Annotated in this window: 19 protein-coding genes; 9 read left to right on the top strand and 10 right to left on the bottom strand. The window is 73.1% G+C overall.

Going from position 1 to position 21,126, the window contains the following annotated elements; genetic code table 11:
* Nucleotides 1–162 precede the first annotated feature (162 nt).
* Nucleotides 163–612, top strand: coding sequence for a CBS domain-containing protein (locus ACQP2H_RS16215; protein WP_219462230.1), 450 nt, complete (start codon nt 163–165; stop codon nt 610–612).
* Entirely contained in the window at nt 609–1,907 is a 1,299-nt protein-coding gene (locus tag ACQP2H_RS16220; RefSeq protein ID WP_433227912.1) for an SLC13 family permease, read from the top strand. The genes ACQP2H_RS16215 and ACQP2H_RS16220 overlap by 4 nt, the downstream gene beginning before the upstream one ends.
* On the opposite strand, the gene ACQP2H_RS16225 is transcribed toward ACQP2H_RS16220, so the two are convergent.
* The 5 genes from ACQP2H_RS16225 to ACQP2H_RS16245 form a co-directional block, all read right to left on the bottom strand.
* Complete coding sequence (locus ACQP2H_RS16225) at nt 1,889–3,178, bottom strand: cation:proton antiporter (protein ID WP_433233551.1); 1,290 nt, start codon at nt 3,176–3,178, stop codon at nt 1,889–1,891. The genes ACQP2H_RS16220 and ACQP2H_RS16225 overlap by 19 nt on opposite strands.
* A gap of 111 nt (nt 3,179–3,289) precedes the next feature.
* Nucleotides 3,290–4,618: a Na+/H+ antiporter NhaA gene (gene nhaA, locus ACQP2H_RS16230; protein ID WP_219462234.1), complete on the bottom strand. Its 1,329-nt coding sequence runs from the start codon at nt 4,616–4,618 to the stop codon at nt 3,290–3,292.
* 297 nt (nt 4,619–4,915) lie between these two features.
* Nucleotides 4,916–6,757 (bottom strand): molecular chaperone HtpG, encoded by a 1,842-nt coding sequence (gene htpG / locus ACQP2H_RS16235; RefSeq protein WP_433233553.1) that lies wholly within the window; start codon nt 6,755–6,757, stop codon nt 4,916–4,918.
* Nucleotides 6,758–6,881: 124 nt separating this feature from the next.
* Nucleotides 6,882–7,544, bottom strand: coding sequence for a class I SAM-dependent DNA methyltransferase (locus ACQP2H_RS16240; protein ID WP_308290755.1), 663 nt, complete (start codon nt 7,542–7,544; stop codon nt 6,882–6,884).
* A gap of 102 nt (nt 7,545–7,646) precedes the next feature.
* Nucleotides 7,647–8,186 carry a DinB family protein gene (locus tag ACQP2H_RS16245; protein WP_219462239.1) on the bottom strand — a complete coding sequence of 180 codons (540 nt, stop codon included), beginning with the start codon at nt 8,184–8,186 and terminating at the stop codon, nt 7,647–7,649.
* A gap of 83 nt (nt 8,187–8,269) precedes the next feature.
* On the opposite strand from ACQP2H_RS16245, the gene smpB reads away from it, so the two are divergent.
* Nucleotides 8,270–8,773: an SsrA-binding protein SmpB gene (smpB, locus tag ACQP2H_RS16250; RefSeq protein WP_433227914.1), complete on the top strand. Its 504-nt coding sequence runs from the start codon at nt 8,270–8,272 to the stop codon at nt 8,771–8,773.
* Between the two features lie 25 nt (nt 8,774–8,798).
* Here the strand turns inward: smpB and ACQP2H_RS16255 are convergent, their stop codons facing one another.
* Complete coding sequence (locus ACQP2H_RS16255; RefSeq protein WP_219462248.1) at nt 8,799–9,653, bottom strand: hypothetical protein; 855 nt, start codon at nt 9,651–9,653, stop codon at nt 8,799–8,801.
* A gap of 211 nt (nt 9,654–9,864) precedes the next feature.
* On the opposite strand from ACQP2H_RS16255, the gene ACQP2H_RS16260 reads away from it, so the two are divergent.
* Both ACQP2H_RS16260 and ACQP2H_RS16265 read left to right on the top strand, forming a co-directional pair.
* On the top strand, nt 9,865–10,437 hold the full coding sequence (locus tag ACQP2H_RS16260) for a winged helix-turn-helix domain-containing protein (RefSeq protein WP_219462249.1): 573 nt from the start codon (nt 9,865–9,867) through the stop codon (nt 10,435–10,437).
* Nucleotides 10,434–11,696 (top strand): MFS transporter, encoded by a 1,263-nt coding sequence (locus ACQP2H_RS16265; protein ID WP_308290757.1) that lies wholly within the window; start codon nt 10,434–10,436, stop codon nt 11,694–11,696. Before ACQP2H_RS16260 ends, ACQP2H_RS16265 begins: the two co-directional genes overlap by 4 nt.
* Before the next feature lie 265 nt (nt 11,697–11,961).
* Here the strand turns inward: ACQP2H_RS16265 and ACQP2H_RS16270 are convergent, their stop codons facing one another.
* Together ACQP2H_RS16270 and ACQP2H_RS16275 are read right to left on the bottom strand one after the other, a co-directional pair.
* Nucleotides 11,962–12,375 (bottom strand): type II toxin-antitoxin system Phd/YefM family antitoxin, encoded by a 414-nt coding sequence (locus ACQP2H_RS16270; protein ID WP_219462250.1) that lies wholly within the window; start codon nt 12,373–12,375, stop codon nt 11,962–11,964.
* A gap of 85 nt (nt 12,376–12,460) precedes the next feature.
* Nucleotides 12,461–14,197 (bottom strand): M28 family peptidase, encoded by a 1,737-nt coding sequence (locus ACQP2H_RS16275; protein ID WP_219462251.1) that lies wholly within the window; start codon nt 14,195–14,197, stop codon nt 12,461–12,463.
* Nucleotides 14,198–14,474: 277 nt separating this feature from the next.
* Between ACQP2H_RS16275 and ACQP2H_RS16280 the strand changes: the two genes are divergently transcribed.
* The 3 genes from ACQP2H_RS16280 to ACQP2H_RS16290 are packed head-to-tail and all read left to right on the top strand — an operon-like array spanning nt 14,475 to nt 17,952.
* Nucleotides 14,475–14,999: a PadR family transcriptional regulator gene (locus ACQP2H_RS16280; RefSeq protein ID WP_208570643.1), complete on the top strand. Its 525-nt coding sequence runs from the start codon at nt 14,475–14,477 to the stop codon at nt 14,997–14,999.
* The gene (locus ACQP2H_RS16285) at nt 14,996–15,676 is read left to right on the top strand and encodes an ABC transporter ATP-binding protein (protein ID WP_433227918.1); all 681 of its coding nucleotides are present in this window, start codon (nt 14,996–14,998) and stop codon (nt 15,674–15,676) included. The genes ACQP2H_RS16280 and ACQP2H_RS16285 overlap by 4 nt, the downstream gene beginning before the upstream one ends.
* Nucleotides 15,673–17,952, top strand: coding sequence for an FtsX-like permease family protein (locus ACQP2H_RS16290; RefSeq protein WP_433227920.1), 2,280 nt, complete (start codon nt 15,673–15,675; stop codon nt 17,950–17,952). The genes ACQP2H_RS16285 and ACQP2H_RS16290 overlap by 4 nt, the downstream gene beginning before the upstream one ends.
* 50 nt (nt 17,953–18,002) lie before the next feature.
* On the opposite strand, the gene ACQP2H_RS16295 is transcribed toward ACQP2H_RS16290, so the two are convergent.
* Entirely contained in the window at nt 18,003–18,464 is a 462-nt protein-coding gene (locus ACQP2H_RS16295; protein ID WP_219462260.1) for a VOC family protein, read from the bottom strand.
* Nucleotides 18,465–18,574: 110 nt separating this feature from the next.
* Here ACQP2H_RS16295 and ACQP2H_RS16300 point away from each other — a divergent pair, with 110 nt between their 5' ends.
* On the top strand, nt 18,575–19,642 hold the full coding sequence (locus ACQP2H_RS16300) for a helix-turn-helix transcriptional regulator (RefSeq protein ID WP_433227923.1): 1,068 nt from the start codon (nt 18,575–18,577) through the stop codon (nt 19,640–19,642).
* On the opposite strand, the gene ACQP2H_RS16305 is transcribed toward ACQP2H_RS16300, so the two are convergent.
* On the bottom strand, nt 19,589–21,091 hold the full coding sequence (locus tag ACQP2H_RS16305; protein ID WP_433227925.1) for a carboxylesterase/lipase family protein: 1,503 nt from the start codon (nt 21,089–21,091) through the stop codon (nt 19,589–19,591). The genes ACQP2H_RS16300 and ACQP2H_RS16305 overlap by 54 nt on opposite strands.
* Between the last annotated feature and the right edge of the window lie 35 nt (nt 21,092–21,126).

The following is a 21,126-nucleotide window of genomic DNA, read 5'->3' on the forward strand; positions in this document are numbered from 1 at the left end:
ACGGCGACGGGCGGTGCCCGGGAGAAGACCGGGCTTCGGCTTCTCGGGCGACATGCCGACTCCTGTCCACCGACGGATCTCGTACTAGGGTGACGGCAGGTGTGCCGGGAAGACTGGTCGGCGTGCGGTAGCCCATGCCCGAAACACCTTCGAGGAGTCGCCGTGCGCGCCAAGGACCTGGCGGTGCCGTTTCCCACGATCACCCTCGACGCCCCGGTGCTGGAGGCTGCCCGGCTGCTCGCCGGGCACAACCTACCCGGGCTGATCGTCGTCGACGCCGCCGGTCGTCCCGTCGCGGTGCTGCCCGGCACCCAGGTGCTGCGTCTGGTCATCCCCGGCTACTGCCGGGAGGATCCGACGCTGGCCCGGATGATCGACGAGCCGTCGGCGGATGTCTTCCTGCGTGGGGCGGAGGGTCGTTCCGTGGCTGAGCTGCTGCCCCATGAGCAGCCCGGACCGCCCGTGGTCGAACCGCAGGCCACCGTCCTGGAGGTCGCTGCGGTGATGGCCCAGAAACGCAGCCCACTGGTCGCGGTCGCGGCCCGGGGCGCGGCGGTGACGGGCGGCATCACCCTGGACGCCCTGCTCGACCGGATGCTGGGTACGGCGTGAGCGGCCTGGCCTGGACGGCGGTGGCCGTCTTCACCGTCGCGTACATGCTGATCGCCACCGAGAAGATCCACCGGGTGGCCGCCGCCCTCGGCGGCGCGGCGGTGATGTTCCTGATCGGGGCAACCGACACCGAACACGCCTTCTTCTCCGAGCGGTCCGGCATCGACTGGAACGTCATCTTCCTGCTCATCGGCATGATGCTCATCGTCGCGGTGCTCAAACGCACCGGTGCTTTCGAGTACGTCGCCGTGTGGGCGGCCAAGCGCGCCCAGGGGCGACCGTTTCGGGTGATGGTGATCCTGGTGCTGATCACCGCCGTCGCCTCGGCGGCCCTGGACAACGTCACCACCGTGCTGCTCATCGCCCCGGTGACTTTCCTGGTGTGTGAACGCCTGGACGTGCCGGCGGTGCCGTTCCTCATCGCCGAGGCGATGGCATCGAACATCGGCGGCACCTCCACCCTGGTCGGCGACCCGCCGAACATCATCATCGGCAGCCGGGGCGGGCTGAGCTACAACGACTTCCTGATCCACCTCGCCCCGCTGGTGGTGCTGCTGCTGGTGGTCTTCCTGGGCCTGTGCCGGGTGCTGTTCCGGCGGGCTTTCCGCTACGACCCGACCCGTGCCGCGCAGATCGCCTCGCTGCGGGAGAAGGACGCGATCCGGGACCCTCGCCTGCTCATCCTCGGGCTGGCGGTACTCGGCGCGGTGACCGCCGCATTCGTCCTGCACACCACCATGCACCTCGAACCAGCGGTGGTCGCCCTGCTCGGCGGGCTGCTGCTGCTCGCGTTGTCCCGCCTCGACGCCGGGGAGGTCAGCCGGGACGTGGAGTGGCCCACCCTGGTCTTCTTCGCCGGCCTGTTCATCATGGTCGGCGCGCTGGTCAACACCGGGGTGGTCGAGCAGATCTCCCGGGCCGCGATCGACGCCACCGCCGACCGGCTGCTGCCCGCCACGATGGTGCTGCTGTGGGGATCGGCCGCGTTGTCGGCGATCGTCGACAACATCCCCTACGTCGCCACCATGAGCCCGGTCGTCGCCGACATGGTCAACGCCAACGGCGACACCGCCCAGTCCCGGGTGCTCTGGTGGGCGTTGGCCCTCGGTGCCGACCTGGGTGGCAACGCCACCGCCGTCGGCGCCTCCGCCAACGTCGTGGTGCTGGGACTGGCCGAACGCGCCGGGCAGCGGATCACCTTCTGGCAGTTCACCCGGTACGGGCTGATCGTGACCCTGGTCACGGTGGGGCTGGCCGTGCCGTACCTGTGGCTGCGTTACTTCGTGCTGGCCTGAGCGTCGTCGGTGTCGCCGGTCCGGTCGGGCCCGTCTCCCGGTCCCGGCCGGGAGACGGGCGCGGGGCGGGCGGCCCGCCGCCACCGGTGCACCACCCCGTGCCACGCCGGTGCCTCCCGGGCCTCGTCGAAGGCGCGCGCCACCACCACGTCGGTGGAGGAGTGCGCCAGGATCGAGATGACGATGGTCAGCGCGACCAGGTGGAACACCTCGTCACCGGCGGCGATACCGGACTCCAGGACCAGCAGTCCGTAGACGACCGAGGCGAACCCCTTGGGCCCGAACCACATCGCGGCGGCCTGCTCGCGCAGGCTCAGCCCCGAGCGCAGGAAGGAGATCCACAACGCGAGCGGGCGGGCCACCACGATCGCCAGCACCGCGAAGAGCCAGCCGGCCCACGAGATCTCGCCGAGGAACTCCACCGAGATCAACGCGCCGAACACCAGCAGCGCGGCCAGCTTCAGCAACTCGGCGACGTTCTCCCCGAAGTGCTCGAACGCGGCCCGTTCCCGGGGCCCGAACGTGGCCACCGTGATGCCGGCGGCGAAAGCGGCCAGGAACAGGTTGCCGTGGGTGGCCTTGCCCAGCGCCAGCACGAGCAGACCGATGGCGACCCCGTTGAGCGGCGCGTACGCCGCCGAAGCGGCGAACCACCGGGTCCGCTCCAACGCGATCGCCGCCAGCGGCACCAGCACCCCGATCAGCAACCCCACCGCCAACTCGGTGCCCAACTCCCCCAGGTGCAGGTCGTCCGAGCCGGCCGCGACCGCGAGCAGCACCACCACGAACGGCAGCGCCAGGCCGTCGTTGACACCGGACTCGACGTTGAGCAGGTGCCGCAGCCGGGACGGTACCTTGTCGTTGCCGACCAGCGCGGCGGCGAACACCGGGTCGGTGGGGGCCAGGATCGCGCCGATCAGCAACGCCTCCGGCCAGTCCAGCCCGGCCACGTAGTGCGCCAGCACCGCCGTCACCAGCAGGGTCAGTGGCAGGCCCCAGCCCAGCGCGCGGCCCGGCAGCCGCCAGGCCGCGCGCAGGTCGGCCCAGCCGACCCGCATCCCGTCGGTGAACAGCACCGCGAACAACGCCAGCTCGGCCAGTTGCGCCACGATCGGCGAGTCGGCCCGTAGGTGCAGCACCCCGCCGGTGTTCTCACCGAGCAGGAACCCGGCGACCAGGAACAGCGCCGCGGTGGACAGGATCGTCCGGTGGGCCAACGCGGAAACCAGCACTGCGGCGAGCAGGACGGCGGCGAAGCAGAGCAGCAGCACGGCGAGACCTTCCAGGGGCACGGACCAGCACGGTGCCGACCAGACTTCCCGGCGCTCCTCGGATCGCCGTGATCATAGCGACCGGGTGGGGGCACCGCTGCGATGGCCGGGTCACCGCCCGGTGGGCCGCTCCGACTCCGGTTCGAAGACGTCCGGTACGCCGTCGCGGTCCAGGTCGATGCTCTCCGCGTCGTGCACCCGCCGGTAGACGCGTCCCCGGGCGCGCAGGATGACGCTGGCCAGCAGCGCAGACAGCAGTGAGCCGGCGAGTACGGCGATCTTGGCGTGGTCGTCCCGCTCACTGCCGAGGCCGAAGGCGAGTTCCCCGATCAGCAGCGAGACGGTGAAACCGATCCCGCCGAGCAGTGCGAGACCGAGCACGTCGAGCCAGTTGAGGCCCTCGTCGAGGTCGGCGCGGGTGAACCGGGACACCAGCCAGGTCGCGATCAGGATGCCGACCGGCTTGCCGATGATCAGGCCGACGACGATGCCGATCGCGACCCGGTCGGTCAACGCGGTGGCCAGGCCGGCGAGGCCGCCGACGGTGACGCCAGCGGAGAGGAACGCGAAGATCGGAACGGCGATCCCGGCGGAGATGGGCCGGACCCGGTGCTCGAAGTGTTCGGCCAGGCCGGGGCCGGCGTCCGGGCCACCGGCCGCCGCGCTGCGGACCACCGGGACGGTGAAGGCGAGCATGACGCCGGCCACCGTGGCGTGCACGCCCGACTCGTGCACCAGCACCCAGGTGAGGGCCGCCAGGGGCAGCAGCAGCCACCAGGACCGGACGCGGCGCTGCACCAGGAACGCGAAGGCGGCGAGCGGCAGCAGCGCGCCCAGCAGCGGGCCGACGGAAAGGTCCGAGGTGTAGAAGACCGCGATGATCATGATGGCGAGCAGGTCGTCGACCACCGCCAGGGTGAGCAGGAAGGTCCGCAGCGCCGACGGCAGGAACCGGCCCACCACGGCGAGCACCGCCAGGGCGAAGGCGATGTCGGTGGCGGTCGGAATGGCCCAGCCCCGGCCGGCGTCGGTACCCGCGCCGGCGGCGATCACGTAGTAGAGGACGGCGGGCACGACCACCCCGCCGACGGCCGCCGCCACCGGCACCGCAGCCCGGCGGGGATCCCGCAGGTCACCGGCGACGAACTCGCGCTTGAGTTCCAGACCGGCCACGAAGAAGAAAACGGCCAGCAGACCGTCGGCGGCCCAGGTGGCGAGGCTGAGATCCAGGTGCAGCGCCGCCGGGCCGACGGTGAGGTCCCGTAGCGCCTGGTACTGCTCCGACCAGGGAGTGTTGGACCAGACGAGGGCGATCAACGCCCCGACGAGCAGGAGTGCCCCGCCGACGGTCTCCTTGCGGAGAATGGTGGAGATGCGGCTGGTCTCGCCCCACGAGCGGCGGGCGAACAGGCTGGTACGGCGCCGGTCGGCGTCGGTCACGGAAACTCCTCGTCGGCAGGGGTCGCGTCATCCATCGCCGACCAGACTTCCCGGCACACCAGGACCCAGCCTATCCGCCGACGCGGCGAGCACATCGACGTTCGCGACCTGGGCACGAGGCCCGGACGCGGCCAGCACCCGCGGCGGCCCGCACAAGCTCCCGCGCGCCGGGGAATTCCCGTACCGCTTCCCCGACCGGGTGGCCCGGTCACCCGGTCGGAGGGGCGCTCGGCACGGTCCGACGAGACGCGGTGCGCTGGTCCCGGCCGGGCACCTCCCGGCCGGGACCGTGCCGGATCAGAGGGTACGGGCCAACCGGTCGGCGAGCAGCCGGGCGAACCGGGCCGGGTCGGCCAGGTCGCCCCCCTCGGCGAGCAGCGCCGTGCCGTAGACCAACTCGGCGGTCTCGGTCAGCCCCGACGTGTCGTCGCCCCGCTGGTGGGCGACGCGCAGGGCGCTGACCAGCGGGTGGGTCGGGTTGAGCTCGAGGATGCGCTTGACCGGGGGCAACTCCTGCCCCATCGCCCGGTACATCTTCTCCAGGGTCGGGGTGATGTCGTGGGCGTCGCCGACGATGCACGCCGGCGAGGTGGTCAGCCGGGACGAGAGCCGAACCTCCTTGACCGTGTCGGCGAGCGCCCCGCCGAGGAAGGTGAGCAGCTCGGCGTACTCCTTGTTCTGCTGTTCCCGGGCGACCTCGGTGTCCTTGCGTTCCTCCTCGGTCTCCAGGTCGACCTCGCCCTTGGCGATGGAGCGCAGCGGCTTGCCGTCGAACTGGCCGACCCGCTCCACCCACACCTCGTCGACCGGGTCGGTGAGCAGCAGCACCTCGAAGCCCTTGGCCCGGAACGCCTCCAGGTGCGGCGAGTTCTCCAGCATGGTGCGGCTCTCGCCGGTGGCGTAGTAGATCTCGCCCTGGCCGTCCTTCATCCGCGCCACGTACTCGCCCAGGGTGGTGGGGTCGCTGTCGTGGTGGGTGGAGGCCACCGAGACCAGCTCCAGGATCGTCTCGGTGTTGTCCGCGTCCTCCAGCAGGCCCTCCTTGACCACCCGGCCGAACTCACCCCAGAAGGTGGCGAAACGCTCCGGGTTGCCGGTGCGCATGTCCTTGACCGTGGCGAGCACCTTGCGGACCAGCCGGCGACGGACGATCTGGATCTGCCGGTCCTGCTGGAGGATCTCCCGGGAGATGTTGAGCGACAGATCGTGCGCGTCCACCACGCCCTTGACGAAGCGCAGGTAGTTCGGCATCAGCGCGGCGCAGTCGTCCATCACGAAGACCCGCTTGACGTAGAGCTGCACCCCGCGCCGGCCGTCGGCCTGGTACAGGTCGTACGGTGCGTGCGCGGGCAGGAACAGCAGCGCCTCGTACTCGAAGGTGCCCTCCCCCCGCATGTGGATGGTCTCCAGCGGGTCGGTCCAGTCGTGGCTGACGTGCCGGTAGAAGTCCCGGTACTCCTCCTCGGCGACCTCGTCGCGCGGACGCGCCCAGAGCGCCTTGCGGGAGTTGAGGGTCTCCTCGGTGGGTTCGCCGCCGTCGACGCCCGGCACGGTGGTGCGGATCGGCCAGGCGATGAAGTCCGAGTACCGCTTGACGATCTGCCGGACCGTGGCGAGATCGGCGTAGTCGTGCAGGTTGTCCTCGTCGTCGGCGGGCTTGAGGTGCACGGTGACCGAGGTGCCCTGCGGGGCGTCGTCGACCGTCTCCACCACGTACGTGCCCTCGCCGCTGGACTCCCACCGGGTGCCCTCGGTCTGCCCGGCCCGCCGGGTGAGCAGGGTGACCCGGTCGGCGACCATGAACGTCGAGTAGAACCCGACGCCGAACTGGCCGATCAGCTCGTTGCCCGCGTTGTCCTTGGACTCCTTGAGCTTGCGCAGCAACTCGGCGGTGCCGGAACGGGCGATGGTGCCGATCAGCGACACGACATCCTCGCGGGACATCCCGACGCCGTTGTCCCGGACGGTCAGGGTCCGGGCGTCCGGGTCGATCACCAGCTCGATGTGCAGGTCGGTGGTGTCCACGTCGAGGTCGGAGTCGACAAGCGACTCCAGCCGGAGCTTGTCCAACGCGTCGGAGGCGTTGGAGATCAACTCGCGCAGGAAGATGTCCTTGTGCGAATAGATGGAGTGCACCATCAGTTGCAACAGCTGGCGTGTCTCCGCCTGGAATTCCAGCGTCTCGGTCCGACTGCTCACACCAACCTCCTCGTACGGTGGGCCAGATCCGCGCAACAGGATACGAGGTATCGTGGCGGCCCGGTCACGCCCGGTCGTCGTCCCGACGAACGAGCAGGCTGGCCTGCGGGGTGCGTTCCATGGCACCGGCGAACTCCTGCGGCGCCCGGCACATCCGGGCCTGCTCCGGCAGTCCGGCGGCGCTCAGCAGCGCGGCCACGTGGTCCGGGCGGCGGCGACGGAAGGCCAGCGCCACCGGGTGGCCCCACGCCTCGGTGTAGCGGACCGTCTCGTCGCCGACCTGGAAGGCGAGCAGGGCGTGCCCACCGGGGGCGAGGACCCGGCGGAATTCGGCGAACACCCGGGGCAGCCACTCGTCGGGCACGTGGATGACGCTGTACCAGGCGACCAGCCCGGCCAGCACCCCGTCGGCGACCGGCAGGTCCAGCATGGACCCCTCGACGAAGGTCAGGTCGGGGTGGGCGAGCCGGGCCTGCGCCAGCATGCCCGGGGACAGATCGAGCCCGGTGACGGCCAACCCGAGGTCGCGCAGGTGACCGGTGATCCGGCCAGGGCCGCAGCCGACCTCCAGCACCGGGCCGCCCCCGCCGGTCAGCACGGTCTCGGCGAACGCGGCGAGCATGGCCCGTTCGAGCGGCCGGGCGGCCAACTCACCACGGTTGCGGGTGGTGTACTCGGCGGCCATCGTGTCGTAGGAGGCGCGGGTCTCGGCGAGGAAGTCGGTCACGGCCGCGGACCCTACCGCCGGGCGGCTGCGCCGGGGGCTGCGCCACACCGCCCCTCGACGTCGGCCCCGGGCGGCCCCCGCCCGCGACGTCGCCCCGGGGGGTCAGCGGGTGGTCGTCGGGCGGGTGACGTCGTGTACGTGGTGCACCACGTCGTGCAGGAAGTAGACGGCGAAGCGGCGCACGGTGAACACCGAGCCGTTGCTGCGCCGGCCCGGCCGGTCCCACTGCACGGGCGTGACGGCGTCGAAGGCGGCGGCGGTCGACTCGGCCTGCGCGGCGAGTTCCCCGGCCACCCGGGCCGGTGACTGGTGGAAGTAGTCGTCCTCGACGGCGGTGGCGTCCTGGTCCCAGTTGGGGAAGACCGGATCGTCCTCGTCGAGCATCAGCGCCAGCCGACCCCGGAAGATCCGGCAGGTGTCCCGCACGTGGCAGGCGTACTCCACCGGCGACCAGACGGTCGGCGCGGGCCGCCGGGTCGCGTCGGGCCGGGACAGCACGTCCCGCCAGACCGGGACGGTGGCGCGCAGCCGGCCCCCGGTGGCGTCGGCCCGCTGCGGCACGAAGCCGCACTCGGCGCAGCCGTCGTCGATGACGCCGGTCCAGTCCCGGTCCTCCGGTGTGATCGCCGCCCATTCCGACATGCGGCGATCCTGCCACGCGGGGGCCGGGCCGCAACCGACGGTAGGGTGTACGCCGCTGGCAGATCCGAGCGGAGGTGGTCGTCGTGTCGCGGGACGCGGAGCGCAAGCTCATCGCCGCCAACAAGAAGGCCCGCCACGACTACACCGTGCTGAAGACCTACGAGGCGGGCATCGTGCTGGCCGGCACCGAGGTCAAGTCGCTGCGCGAGGGGCGGGTGTCGCTGGTCGACGCGTTCGCCCAGGAGAGCGACGGCGAACTGCTGCTGCACGGCCTGCACATCGCCGAGTACGGCTACGGCACCTGGACCAACCACCAGCCCCGGCGGACCCGCAAGCTGCTGCTGCGTCGGGTGGAGATCGACCGGATCCTGGAGAAGCTGCGCGACGGCGGGGTGACCCTGGTGCCCCTGTCGATGTACTTCAGCAACGGCTGGGCCAAGGTGGAGATCGCGCTCGCCCGGGGCCGCCGCTCGTACGACAAGCGCCAGGTCCTCGCCGAACGCGACGCCAACCGGGAGATCGCCCGGGAGCTGGGTCGTCGGCTCAAGGGTCGCCGCCCGGCTGGCGGGGGCCGCCGGCAGGGCTGACCTTCTCCCGGAGTGCCCTGCGGGCTCAGCCGGGGGCGCGGTCGTCGGCTGCGGCGGTGTCGGCGGTGCCCGGGGCACCGGCCAGCACGATCGCGGCGGCCACCGTGGTCAGGGTGGCCAGGACCGCCCAGGGCAGCCAACCGGGCCGGACCCCGTCACCGAGCAGCAGCACCCCGGCGACCGACGGGACGACGATCTCGACCGCCCAGAGTACGGCGGTGACCGGCCCGACCGACCCGTGCCGCAGCGCGTGCGCGTAGAGGATCGTCCCGGCCACCCCGGAGACGACGAGTCCCCAGCTGACCGGCTCCCGCAGCAGATCCCAGGCCGCCGCGCCGGGGTGGCCCAGCGGGTCGGGGGGCGGGGTGAGCGCCCGCGCGCACAGCGCGGTGATCCCCCAGGCGAGGCCGGCCAGGGTGGCGGCGACGACCGGTCGGGCCACCCGCAGGGCGGCGGCCCCGGCGGCGGCGGTCAGCACCGCCGTACCGGCCAGGCCGACCCGGAGCGCCGTCGACGCGGTGACCGGCGGTTCGGGGCCGGCGGCCAGCGAGATGACGGTCAGGGCGGCGACGGTGAGCAGGATCGCCGCGGTGTCGCGGCGGCGCAGTCGCGCGCCGAGCACGATCCGGGCGATGACCACGGTGACGGCGAGGGAGCCGGCGGTCACCGACTGGACCGCGTACACGGGCAGTTTCTGGAGGGCGACCAGGGAGGCGAGCCAGGCCAGCGTGTCGCAGGCCAGGCCGGCGAGGTAGAGCGGGTGCCCGAGGGCACGCAGGGTGCTGGCGCCGCGCCGCGCCCCGACGGCCTGGAGGACCGAGCCGACGCCGTAGGCGAATGCCGCGCCGAGCGCGAAGGTCAGCGCGAGCCCGGACGTCACCGCCCGCTCCCGGCCCGGTCGGATCCGGCCGCCACCGCCGATCCGCTCATCGACACCGCCTCCGGCTCGCGGGCCGGCCGGTCCCCCGGCCGATGCTCCCGTCGGATTGTCCCCGCCCCGCGTGCGGTCCGCAGCGCGTCGACCGGCGGCCCACTGGACCAGCTATACAAGAACTCTTGTACTTCATGTCTTGTTCTTTTACCGTGGCGGCATGACGGAGGAACACCCCCGGCACCTGACCGACCCCCGGGCGATGCGGGCGCTGGCCCACCCGACCCGGTTGCGGCTGCTCGGCGAGCTGCGCGTGCGGGGTCCGCAGAGCGTCGGCATGCTCAGCGACGCCATCGACGAGGCGGTCGGTTCGGTCAGTTACCACCTGGGCAAGCTGGCCGAGCACGGCTTCGTCGAGGAGGCCCCCGAGCACGCCCGCGACCGCCGCGAACGCTGGTGGCGGGCGACGCACACCCGGACCTCCTGGGAGCCGGTCGAGCTGCTCGCCGACCCGGAACGCCGGGCCGCCTCCGACCTGCTCCGCCGCGCGGTCCTCGACCGGTACACCGAACGGCTCGGCCACTACCTCGACGTCGAGGCGACCCTCGACCCGCAGTGGGTACGCGGCACCGCCAGCAGCGACTCATGGCTGCACCTGACCAGCGACGAGCTGATCGAGCTGCGGGCCGACCTGGAGGCGCTGGCCGCCCGCTGGCAGGCCCGCAGCGACCCGGCCCGGCCGGGAGCCGAGACCGTGTCGCTGATGTACCACGCCTTCCGGGACCAGCGGTGACGCCGCGCCACCGTGGGCCGTTGGTCGGCCTGCTGGTCGGTCACACGGTCTCGCTCACCGGCAACATGCTCACCCTGATCGCGCTGCCGCTCTACGTGCTCGCCGAGACCGGCTCGCCCGCCGCCACCGGCCTCACCGGTGCGGTCGCCGCCGTGCCGGTGGTGCTCGGCGGGGCGCTCGGCGGGGTGCTGGTGGACCGGATCGGCTACCGCCGGGCCAGCGTCCTGGCCGACGTGGTGTCAGGGCTGACGGTCGCCGCCGTGCCGCTGCTCGACGCCACCGTCGGCCTGCCGTTCTGGGCGCTGCTCGGGCTGGTCTTCGCCAGCGGCCTGCTCGACACCCCCGGGCAGACCGCCCGCAACGCCCTGCTGCCCGAGGCGGCCACCGCCGCCGGGGTGCCGCTGGAACGGGCCGTCGGCTGGTACGAGGCCAGCGAGCGGGGCGCCCGGCTGATCGGCGCCCCGATTGCCGGCCTGCTCGTCGCCACCCTCGGTGCGCTCCCCGTGCTGGCCCTGGACGCCGTCACCTTCGCGGTCTCCGCGCTGGTCGTGACGGTGCTGGTGCCCCGGTCGCTGCGTCCGGCCACGCCGACCGATCCGGCCGGCGGCGGCTACTGGCGGGAATTCGCCGCCGGGGTGCGGTTCCTGAGCCGGGAGCCGCTGCTGCGCGCGGTGGTGCTGCTGGTGCTGGTGACCAACTTCTTCGACGCGACCAAGAGCAACGTGCTGCTGCCGGTGGTGGCCGACCGGGAACTCGGCGGGCCCACCGCGTTCGGCCTGCTGGTCGGCGCGATGGGTGGCGGCGCGCTGGCCGGGTCGCTGCTGTTCAGCGGGGTCGGCCACCGGCTGCCCCGCCGGGCCACCCTCGTCACCGCGTTCGCCCTGGCCGGTGCGCCGCCCTTCTGGGCGCTGGCCGCCGCGCCGCCGCTGCCCTGGATCGTCGCGGTCTTCGCCCTGTCCGGCTTCGCCGCCGGTGCGATCAACCCGCTGCTCGGCGCGGTGGAGCTGGAACGGGTGCCGGCCCACCTGCGCGCCCGGGTCTTCGGGGTGATCGGGGCCGGCTGCTGGGCCGGCATCCCGCTGGGCGCGCTCGCCGCCGGGGTGGCCGTCGACGGCTTCGGCACCACGCCCGTCCTGCTCACCGTGGGCGGCTGCTACCTGCTGGTGGTGCTCACCCCACTGCTGGGCGGCCCCTGGCGCACGATGGACCACCCGACCACCCCCACCCGCCCAACACGAGCCCCCACACCGGTCAACTGAACCCCACCCACCCAGGCCCCGTGCCCCTTCCCGTTCTCGGTGATCAAGAGGTTTGCGTCAGCTTCGATCTTCAGATTGACGCAAACCTCTTGATCACTTGACGCAAACTTCTTGATCACCGGGGTGGGGTGGGGCGAGCGGGGCGGGAAGTGGAGTCGGGTGGGCATGACGCGTCTACCGGCGGGCGTGCCGGTCGTGGCACGGGTCGGGAGCGGCCCGGGCGTCGGGGTTGACGCGGTGGCCTTGGGTGTCGGGTGTGCCCGGGTCAGTCGCGGCGCAGGTCGGCCTGGGCGGCGCGGAGCCGGTCGACGGCGGGGTCGGTGCCGGGTGGGACGTGCCGGTCCAGCTCGGCCCAGACCTCGGCGAGGGCGTCGGTCATGGCCCGCAGCTCGGCGGCGTGCCGGCGGGCGCCCTGCCGGTGTGACTCCTCCAGCCGGCGGGCCCAACCCGCGGTCACCGTCCCCAGGCGTTCGTCGTCGGCGCGGGCCTGGGCGGCGCTGCGGGCGGCGGAGGCCGGCACGATCGCGGCGACCGGCCGGGGGTCGCCGTCGCGGGTGACCAGGGTGACCGTGTCGGTCAGCTCGGCCATCGCGATCAGCTGGGTCAGCCGGGTACGCAGCTCGCGCAGCGGCACGGATCGGGGTTGACCACTGTGGTGGGACAGCGCGGGGGCAGCCATGTCCCCATGGTCCGACCGGGGTATGACATTTATCGCCATGACGGTCCGGGTGGGGTGGACCAGGCGTCCACCCCACCCGGGTCGGTCAGCTCACCTGCAACGTCACGTCGTCGATGACGAAGCTGGTCTGCAACGAGGAGTCCTCGGTGCCGGTGAACTTCAGGGTCACCGTCTGGCCGGCGTACGCGCCGAGGTCGAACGAGCGCAGCGTGTAGCCGCTGGCCTTGTTGAGGTTGGAGTACGTCGCCAGCGTGGTGCTGCCGACCTGCACCACCAGCTTGTCGTACGCGACGGTGGTGGTCCGCTCGGCGGTGTCGATGTGCAGGTAGAAGGCGAGGGCGTAGGAGGAGCAGCCGGCCGGCACGGTCACCGACTGGGACAGGGTGTCGGTGCTGGTGCTGCCGTTGCCGTTGAGCCATGCCTTGTAGGAGCCGGTGCGGGCCGGCTGGCTGGACGAGTTGGTGATGACGCCGGAGGTGGCCGTCCACGGCGTGGTGCCGGACTCGAAGCTGCCGTTGCCGACGACCTGCCCGCCGGTGCAGCTACCGGTGCCGGTGACGGTGACGGTGTAGCTGGCCGTGCGGGTGGCCGAGCCGGTGCCGGTCACGGTGAGGGTGAAGCTGCCGAGGCTGGCGCTCGACGAGGCGCTGACCGTCATGGTGGCCGAGCCGCCGGAGGTGACCGACGACGGGCTGAACGAGACGCTCACGCCGCTGGGTGCACCGGAGGCCGACAGGGCGACGGTCTGGGCGCTGCCGCTGGTGGTGGCGGTGCTGACCGTGGCGGTGGTGGAGCCGCCCCGGGTGACGCCACCCGAGGTCGGGCTGACCGCGACGGAGAAGTCGTTGGTCGGGGTGCCGCCGCCGACCGCGAGGTCCCAGATGGCGTACGCGACGCCGTCGGCGCTGCGGTTGAGCCCGGTGGCGTTGATGTTGCTGGTGGTGTCGCAGGACGAGTGGTAGCACGGGTCGTACGCGGCGTTGGCGGTGCCGCCCCACTTGCTGGCCTGGGCGCTGGTCTTGCGGGCGCTGGCCCCCATCGCGTAGCCCGAGGTGGGGATGCCGGCCTGCTGGAACGAGTAGTCGTCGGAGCGGCCCTGGCCCTCGGTGTTCTCCTCCGGCGACAACCCGAGGGAGTCCCAGTACGCCTTGAGCGGCGCGGCGGTGGTGGAGGTGACCCGGTTGATGAAATAGCCGCCGTTGGTCGAGGCGACCATGTCGAAGTTGTAGTACCCCTTGATGTAGCCCTTCTGGGCGGTGGTCAGGGAGTTGACATAGAACTTGGAGCCCTGCAGGCCCTGCTCCTCGCCGTTCCACCAGGCGAACCGGACCCGCTTGCTCATGGTCGGGTTCTGCTGGGCGAGCACCAGGGCGTTCTCCAGCAGCACCGACGAGCCGGAGCCGTTGTCGTTGATGCCCGGTCCGGCGGCGACGCCGTCGAGGTGCGCGCCGAACATGACCACGTCGGTGGTCGGGCCCTGCGGCCACTCGGCGATCACGTTGTTGCCCTGGTAGGTGCAGCTGGTGCAGGTCTGCTCGGTGACCGTGTAGCCGGCGGCCTGGAGCTTGGACTTCACGTAGGCGACCGAGGCGGTGTAGCCGGCCGAGCCGGCCCGCCGGTTGCCGCCGTTGCTGGTGGCGATGCTCTGGAACTGGGCCAGGTGCGCCTGGACGTTGGCGACCTGGACGTCCGGCGCGGCGAGCGCGGCGACGGCCGGCGCGGCGGTGGCCGGCCGGGCGGTCGGGGCGGCCGTGGCCGGTGGCGCGGCCAGGGCGAGCGTCACCGCGGTGACGGCGGCGATCGCCAGGGTTCTGCGCTTCATGCGTGCTCCTCATGGGGGTCGGCGGGGCATCCGCCCGGGCGTCACCGTCCCGTCTGTCGGATGTGACCGGGGGTGGACGGGCGACCCGCGATCCGGGGGTGGGATCGCGGCGGAAACGCCGGGGAAGCAAACACTGACATGTATCAATCTGCGGGTCAATCCGTCGGACGGTGTCACATTCGCGGGCGACACCGCGGGGGTCACCGGGAGCCGGCCACGACCACGTCGGCGCTGGGTGTAGACAACGCGCGTATACGCGGTGTGTATAGTCGCCGGCATGTCCATCGGCCAGACCTTCCTCGGCCTGCTGGAGGCGACCCCCCGGCACGGTTACGACATCAAACGGCGCTACGACGAACACTTCGGCCACTCCCGCCCGGTCGCCTACGGCCAGGTCTACGCGACCCTGTCCCGGCTGTTGCGCGGCGGCCTGGTCGAGGTGGAGGCGGTCGAGCCCGGCGAGGGCCCCGACCGCAAGCGGTACGCCATCACCGAGGCCGGCGTCGCCGACGTGGCGCAGTGGCTGGCCCGCCCGGAACAGCCCGAGCCCTATCTGCAGAGCATCCTCTACACCAAGGTGGTGCTCGCCCTGCTCACCGGCCGCGAGGCCGCCGAACTACTCGACGTGCAGCGCGCCGAGCACCTGCGGCTGATGCGGGAGCTGACCCGGCGCAAGCGCGGCGGCGATCTCGCCGAACAGTTGATCTGTGATCACGCGCTCTTCCACCTGGAGGCCGACTTGCGCTGGCTGGAACTGACCACCGCCCGCCTCGACGACCTGGCCGCGCGGGTGCGCGCATGAGCGCCCCGCTGCTGGTCGCCGAGGGCCTGCACCGCAGCTTCGGCGAGACGGCCGCACTGGTCGACGCCGGGCTGCGCATCGACGAGGGCGAGGTGGTCGCGGTGCTCGGGTCGTCCGGCTCCGGCAAGTCCACCCTGCTGCACTGCCTGGCCGGGATCGTCCGCCCCGACCGGGGCCGGGTCGTCTTCGACGGCCAGGACCTGGTGACGATGAGTGACGCCCGGCGCAGCGCCCTGCGCCGGGCGGCCTTCGGGTTCGTCTTCCAGTTCGGCCAGCTGGTGCCCGAGCTGACCTGCCTGGAGAACGTCGCGCTGCCGCTGCGGCTGGCCCGGGTCCCCCGGCGTGCGGCCGAGCAGCGGGCCGGGCAGTGGCTGGAACGGCTGGAGGTCACCGACGTGGCCGGCAAGCGCCCCGGCGAGGTCTCCGGCGGCCAGGGGCAACGCGTCGCCGTGGCCCGCGCGCTGGTCACCCGCCCCCGGGTGATCTTCGCCGACGAGCCGACCGGAGCGCTGGACTCACTCAACGGCGAACGGGTCATGCGGCTGCTCACCGAGGCCGCCCGGGACAGCGGGGCGGCGGTGGTCCTGGTCACCCACGAGGCACGGGTGGCCGCGTACTCCGACCGGGAGATCGTGGTGCGCGACGGGCGGACCCGCAACCTGGAGGTGGCGGCGTGACCGGTCGGGGCGCGCTCGCGGACCTGGCGATGGGTGCCCGGATGGCCGTCACCGGCGGCCGGGAGGGTTGGACCCGGGCGCTGCTCACCGCCGTCGGCGTCGGCATCGGGGTGGCCATGCTGCTGCTGGCCACCGCCGTGCCCGGGGCGCTCGACGCCCGGCAGGCGCGCGGCGACGCCCGCGACGACCTGCGGTTCGGCGAACAGATCGCGGCCGGTCCCGGCACCCTGCTGGTGCACGCGCTGGACACCGAGTTCCGGGGCCGGCCGGTGCGGGGCCGACTGCTGCGGCCGGAGGGACCGGCCGCCCCCGTCCCGCCGGGGCTGACCGCCCTGCCCGCCCCCGGGGAGGTGGTCGTCTCCCCCGCCCTGCGCCGGCTGCTCGACTCCCCCGACGGCCCGCTGTTCACCCCCCGGCTGGGCGGCGCGCGGGTCACCGGGGCCATCGCCGACGAGGGCCTCGCCGGCCCCAACGAACTGGCCTACTACCAGGGCGACGACCGGCTGTCCGACACGTCCGGGGCGACCCGGCTGGACAGGTTCGGCGGCGGGTTGCCCGGCGAGGGTCTCGGCCCGGTGCTGATGCTGCTGGTGGCGGTCATCTTCGTGGTGCTGCTGCTGCCCATCGCGGTGTTCCTCGGCTCCGCCGTGCGCTACGGCGGTGAGCGACGCGACCGGCGGCTCGCCGCGCTGCGCCTGGTCGGCGCGGACACCACCATGGTGCGGCGGATCGCCGCCGGGGAGGCCGCCGCCGGTGCCCTGCTCGGGGTCGTCGTCGGCATCGGGTTCCTGCTCGCCGGTCGCCAACTGGTCCCGCTGGTCACCCTCTACGACATCAGTGTGTACGCCGACGACATCCAGCCCCCCACCGCGCTGCTGCTGGCCGTCGTGCTGGCCGTGCCGGCGCTGGCCGTGCTGGTGGCGATGCTGGCGTTGCGCGCGGTCGTGGTCGAGCCGCTCGGAGTGGCCCGGCGTAGCACCCCGGTCCGCCGTCGGCTCTGGTGGCGGCTGCTGCTGCCCGCCGTCGGCCTGGCCATGCTCCTGCCCGTGGCCGGTCTGCGCGAGGGCGACGGCGGGGTCACCCGGTGGGTGGTGCCGGCCGGCGCGGTGCTGCTGCTGATCGGCACGGTCACCGTGCTGCCCTGGCTGACCGACCTGCTGGTACGACGACTGCGCGGTGGTCCGGTGTCCTGGCAGCTGGCGGTCCGCCGGGTGCAGCTGGACAGCGCCACCTCCGCCCGGCTGGTCAACGGCATCGCCGTGGCCGTCGCCGGCACGATCGGTCTGCAGATGCTCTTCGCCGGGATCGCCGGGGACTTCACCACCGCCAGCGGGCAGGACACCTCCCGGGCGCAGGTGCAGGTGCAGTTCCTGGACCAGCCGGACCTGGCCCGGGTCCTGCGGCAGCTCGGCGGGGCCGACGGGGTTACCGCTGCGACCGGCACCCTCGTCTCCGTGGCCACCATCGGCTCGCCGGACGGCCCACCGGTGGAGATCCGGGTCGGCGACTGCGCCGCGCTGGCCGAGTTCGCCCGTCTCGACCGGTGCGCGGACGGGGACACCTTCCTGGCGTCCGATCCGAACGACCCGACGGTCATCCCCGCCGACGCGATGCTGGTCGTCCGCGACAACTCCCGGTGGCGGCTGCCCACGGCGGCCCGTGCCGCGCAGGCCCGGCCCGACCCGGCCGGCTGGATGCAGAACGGTGTCCTGCTCACCCCCGCAGCCGCCGCCACTCGGACCCTCGGTCCGCTGCATTCGACCGTCTACCTCAAGCTCGACCCCGCCAAGCCGGACGCGGTCGAACACGTCCGCAACGCCGTCGCCGCGATCGACCTGGCCACCCCCGTGTCCGTGTTGTCCTCGACCATCGAGTCACCCCGGTTCGCCGACATCCGGCGCGGCCTGGCCATCGGCACGGTCGTCACCCTGCTGCTGATCGCCACCAGCATGCTGGTCGGCACGCTGGAGCAGCTGCGGGAACGCCGCCGGCTGCTGGCCATGCTGGTGGCGGTGGGCACCCGACGCAGCACCCTCGGCTGGTCGGTGCTGTGGCAGACCGCCCTGCCGGTCGGGGTCGGGCTGGTGCTGGCGGTCGGGTTCGGGCTCGGCCTCGGCGCGGCCCTGCTGCGGATGGTGCAGGCCCCCGTCACGGTCGCCTGGCCGGTGGTGGGCTTCGCCGTCGGTCTCGGCGCGCTGGCCGTCCTGGCGATCAGCGGGCTGAGCATGCCGCTGCTGTGGCGGCTCACCCGCGCCGACGGGCTGCGCACCGAGTGACCGACCGGTCCGGGTCGGCGACGTCGCCGACCCGGACCGGATCAGGGCGGTCAGCCGGCGTACGGGGTGGCGACGTCGAGGACCCAGGTGACGCCGAACCGGTCGGTGAGCATGCCGAAACCGGGGGCCCACGGCGACGGGCCGTACTCCTCGATCAGGTCGGCGCCCTCGGCGAGCCGGTGCCAGAGCGCGCCGACCTCGTCGGCGTCGTCCCCCCGGACGGCGACGAAGAACCGCTCTCCGGTCAGCGTCGTGCCGTTCTTGCGGGTGGTGGTGGTCGGCGCGGCTGCGGCGGGGGCGCCGGCGGGCACGTCGTAGGCCATGATGGCGAAGCCGTTGTCGGCGGTGACCTGGCCGAAGACGACCCTGTCGGCGTCCGGCAGGTCCTTCGGCATCCCCAGGTCGCCGTAGCTGACGACGGTGCTGCGGCCACCGAAGACGGCCTGGTAGAACTCCAGCGCCGCACGGGCGTCACCCCGGAAGTTGAGGTGCGTGGTGGCGGAGATGGCCATGGTCGACTCCTTGCTGATGGTGCTCGACGCCCGGAAGTGGGCTGGTCAGGAGCAAGATTTGCAGCAGTAGGTGACAGTTTGTGGCACCTACTGCGGGCAGAATCGGACCCATGCCGACCACGTCCGCCCGACTGCTCGCCCTGCTGTCGCTGTTGCAGACCCGCCGGGACTGGTCCGGCACCGTGCTTGCCGAACGCCTCGGCATCAGCCTGCGCACCGTGCGCCGCGACGTCGACCGGCTGCGGGAACTGGGCTACCCCGTCGCCGCCGCCAAGGGCCCCGACGGTGGTTACCGGCTCGACGCCGGCACCGAACTGCCCCCGCTGCTGTTCGACGACGAACAGGCCGTTGCCCTCACCGTCGCGCTCCAGGTCGCGGCGACCGGCGCGGACGACGCACTGGCGGACGCCGCCGCGCGGGCGCTGCAGACCGTACGACAGGTGCTGCCGACCCGGCTGCGGCAGCGGGTCGGGGCGCTCAGCGTGACCGCCGTCGCACGACCCGCCACCACGCCGACCCCGCCGGTCGACGGCGGGGTGCTGCTGGCGCTCAGTGCCGCCGTGCAGACCCGCGAGATCCTGCGCTTCGACTACGGGCCCGACAGCACCGAGCGCCCGGCCCGGCACGCCGAACCGCACCACGTCGTCACCTGGGACGGCCGGTGGTACCTCGTCGCCTGGGACCTCGACCGGGCCGACTGGCGGACCTTCCGCATCGACCGGATCACCCCGCGCCCACCCCACGGGCCGCGCTTCACCCCCCGACCGCTGCCCGGCGGGGACGTCGCCACCTATCTCACCGGGGTCTTCCGGGGGTCGGCCGGCGGGTCGGCGGACTGGCCCTGCCGGGGCACCGTGCTGCTCGACCTGCCCGCGGCGACCGTCGCCCGGTACACCCGCGACGGTCTCGTCGAGGAGGTCACCCCCGACCGGTGCCGGCTCACCCTCGGGTCGTGGTCCTGGGTGAGCCTCGCCGCCGCCGTCGCCCGCTACGACGCCGAGATCACCGTCGTCGGCCCGCCGCCGCTCACCGACGCGTTCGCGCTGCTGGCCGGCCGGTTCACCCGTACCGCCACCGGTGGTGTCGCCGCCGGGAAGTCAGCGGGTTCCGCCGCCGGGACGCGGTCAGGCCAGCAGGGGGAGCGCGGCGAAGGTGTGGTCCCGCCACAGCAGCCGTGACGTCTCCTCCGGGTACGCCACGACCGTCGGCCGCTCGTCGAAGATCCGGGTACGGCGACCGGCGTCGTACGGCGGCCAACCGGGGTCGCCGGTCGCGGCGAACGCCGTCCACGCCCTGCGGAACTGCCTGGACAGCTCGTACGCCGCCGGCGGAGGCGGATCACCGATCAGCATCGCGGGCTGCCCGCTGGTCAGGTTGCCGAAGACCAGCGGCACGTCCAGGCCGTGACAGGCACCGAGGGCGCCGCCCAGGCCCGACGCCGGCCAGGTCAGCTCGTAGAGGTGGGCCCGGCCGCCACCGGCGACCTGCGCCTCGGCCAGGTGCAGGCTCGGCATCCGGAACAGCCAGTCCGCGTTGACCAGCTCGTACAGCTGCTCGTCGGTCGCGGCCGGGAACGCCTCCCGGTAGCGGCGGGCACCGTCCGGGCCCGGGGCCAGCATCCGCAGCGCGGTCCCGGTCTGCTCGGGCGTGACCTGGCCGAGCACGCCGTCGAGCAGGCTGAACAGGCGGTGCTCGTCGCGGGTGTGCCCGACGAGCAGGTCGACGTCGCGGGCGGCACCGTCGGCCAGCGCCCGCCACGGGGTCGCCGGCAGCACGTCACCGTCGACGACCGGCGCGAACGGGATCGGCCGGTGGGTGATCTGACCCCACCGTTCCCGCCACCTGACGATCCCGGCCGAGATCGCCTCGCCCACCGCCGGCAGCCGGTCCGCAGCCACCGTCGACAGGTCGGCCAGGGTCGGTCGTACCCCCAGCTCGGCGGCGCAGGCGGCGGTGACGTCGGCGGCCAGCTCGGGCGAGAGGAACGTCCCCGGGACGCTCTGCGCGACCGCCCGCCGCAACAGCCCGGCGGCGCGCGGCATGGCCAGCAGCGCGGCGACCGAACCGCCGCCGGCCGACTGCCCGAAGACCGTCACCCGTCCCGGGTCGCCACCGAAGGCGCGGATGTTGTCCCGCACCCACTCCAGGGCCGCCACCTGGTCGAGCAGCCCCCGGTTGGCCGGGACCCCGTCGAGCTGCCCGAAACCCTCGAAACCGAGGCGGTAGTTGAGCGTCACCACCACGGTCCCGCCGCCGGCCAGGTGCCCGCCGTCGTACTCCGGGAGGCCGGAACAGCCGACGAGGTAACCGCCACCGGGAATCCACACCAGGACCGGCAACCCCGCCGCCGGGTCCGGCTCCGGCGTCCACACGTTGAGCGTCAGCCAGTCGTCGCCGGTGCCCTGCGGGGACGTCCCGAACGCGTCGGGCTGCGGAGGCGGCGGACCGAAGGCGAGCGCCGGGCGTACGCCCTCCCAGCGGGATACCGGTTGCGGCGCGGCGAACCGGTGGGCACCGACGGGCGGCTCGGCGTACCGGATGCCCCGGAACACCGCGCGGCCCGCCTCCCGGCAGCCGCGCAGCACACCGGCCACGGTACGGACCTCCGGCTCGGACTCCGACGGCATGCTGGCCCCTCCCCCGCTCCCGGTCGGCCGCAGCA

Origin of the sequence: Micromonospora sp. CA-248260 (assembly GCF_050942205.1) — a bacterium.
GTDB classification, from domain to species: Bacteria; Actinomycetota; Actinomycetes; order Mycobacteriales; family Micromonosporaceae; genus Micromonospora; species Micromonospora antibiotica.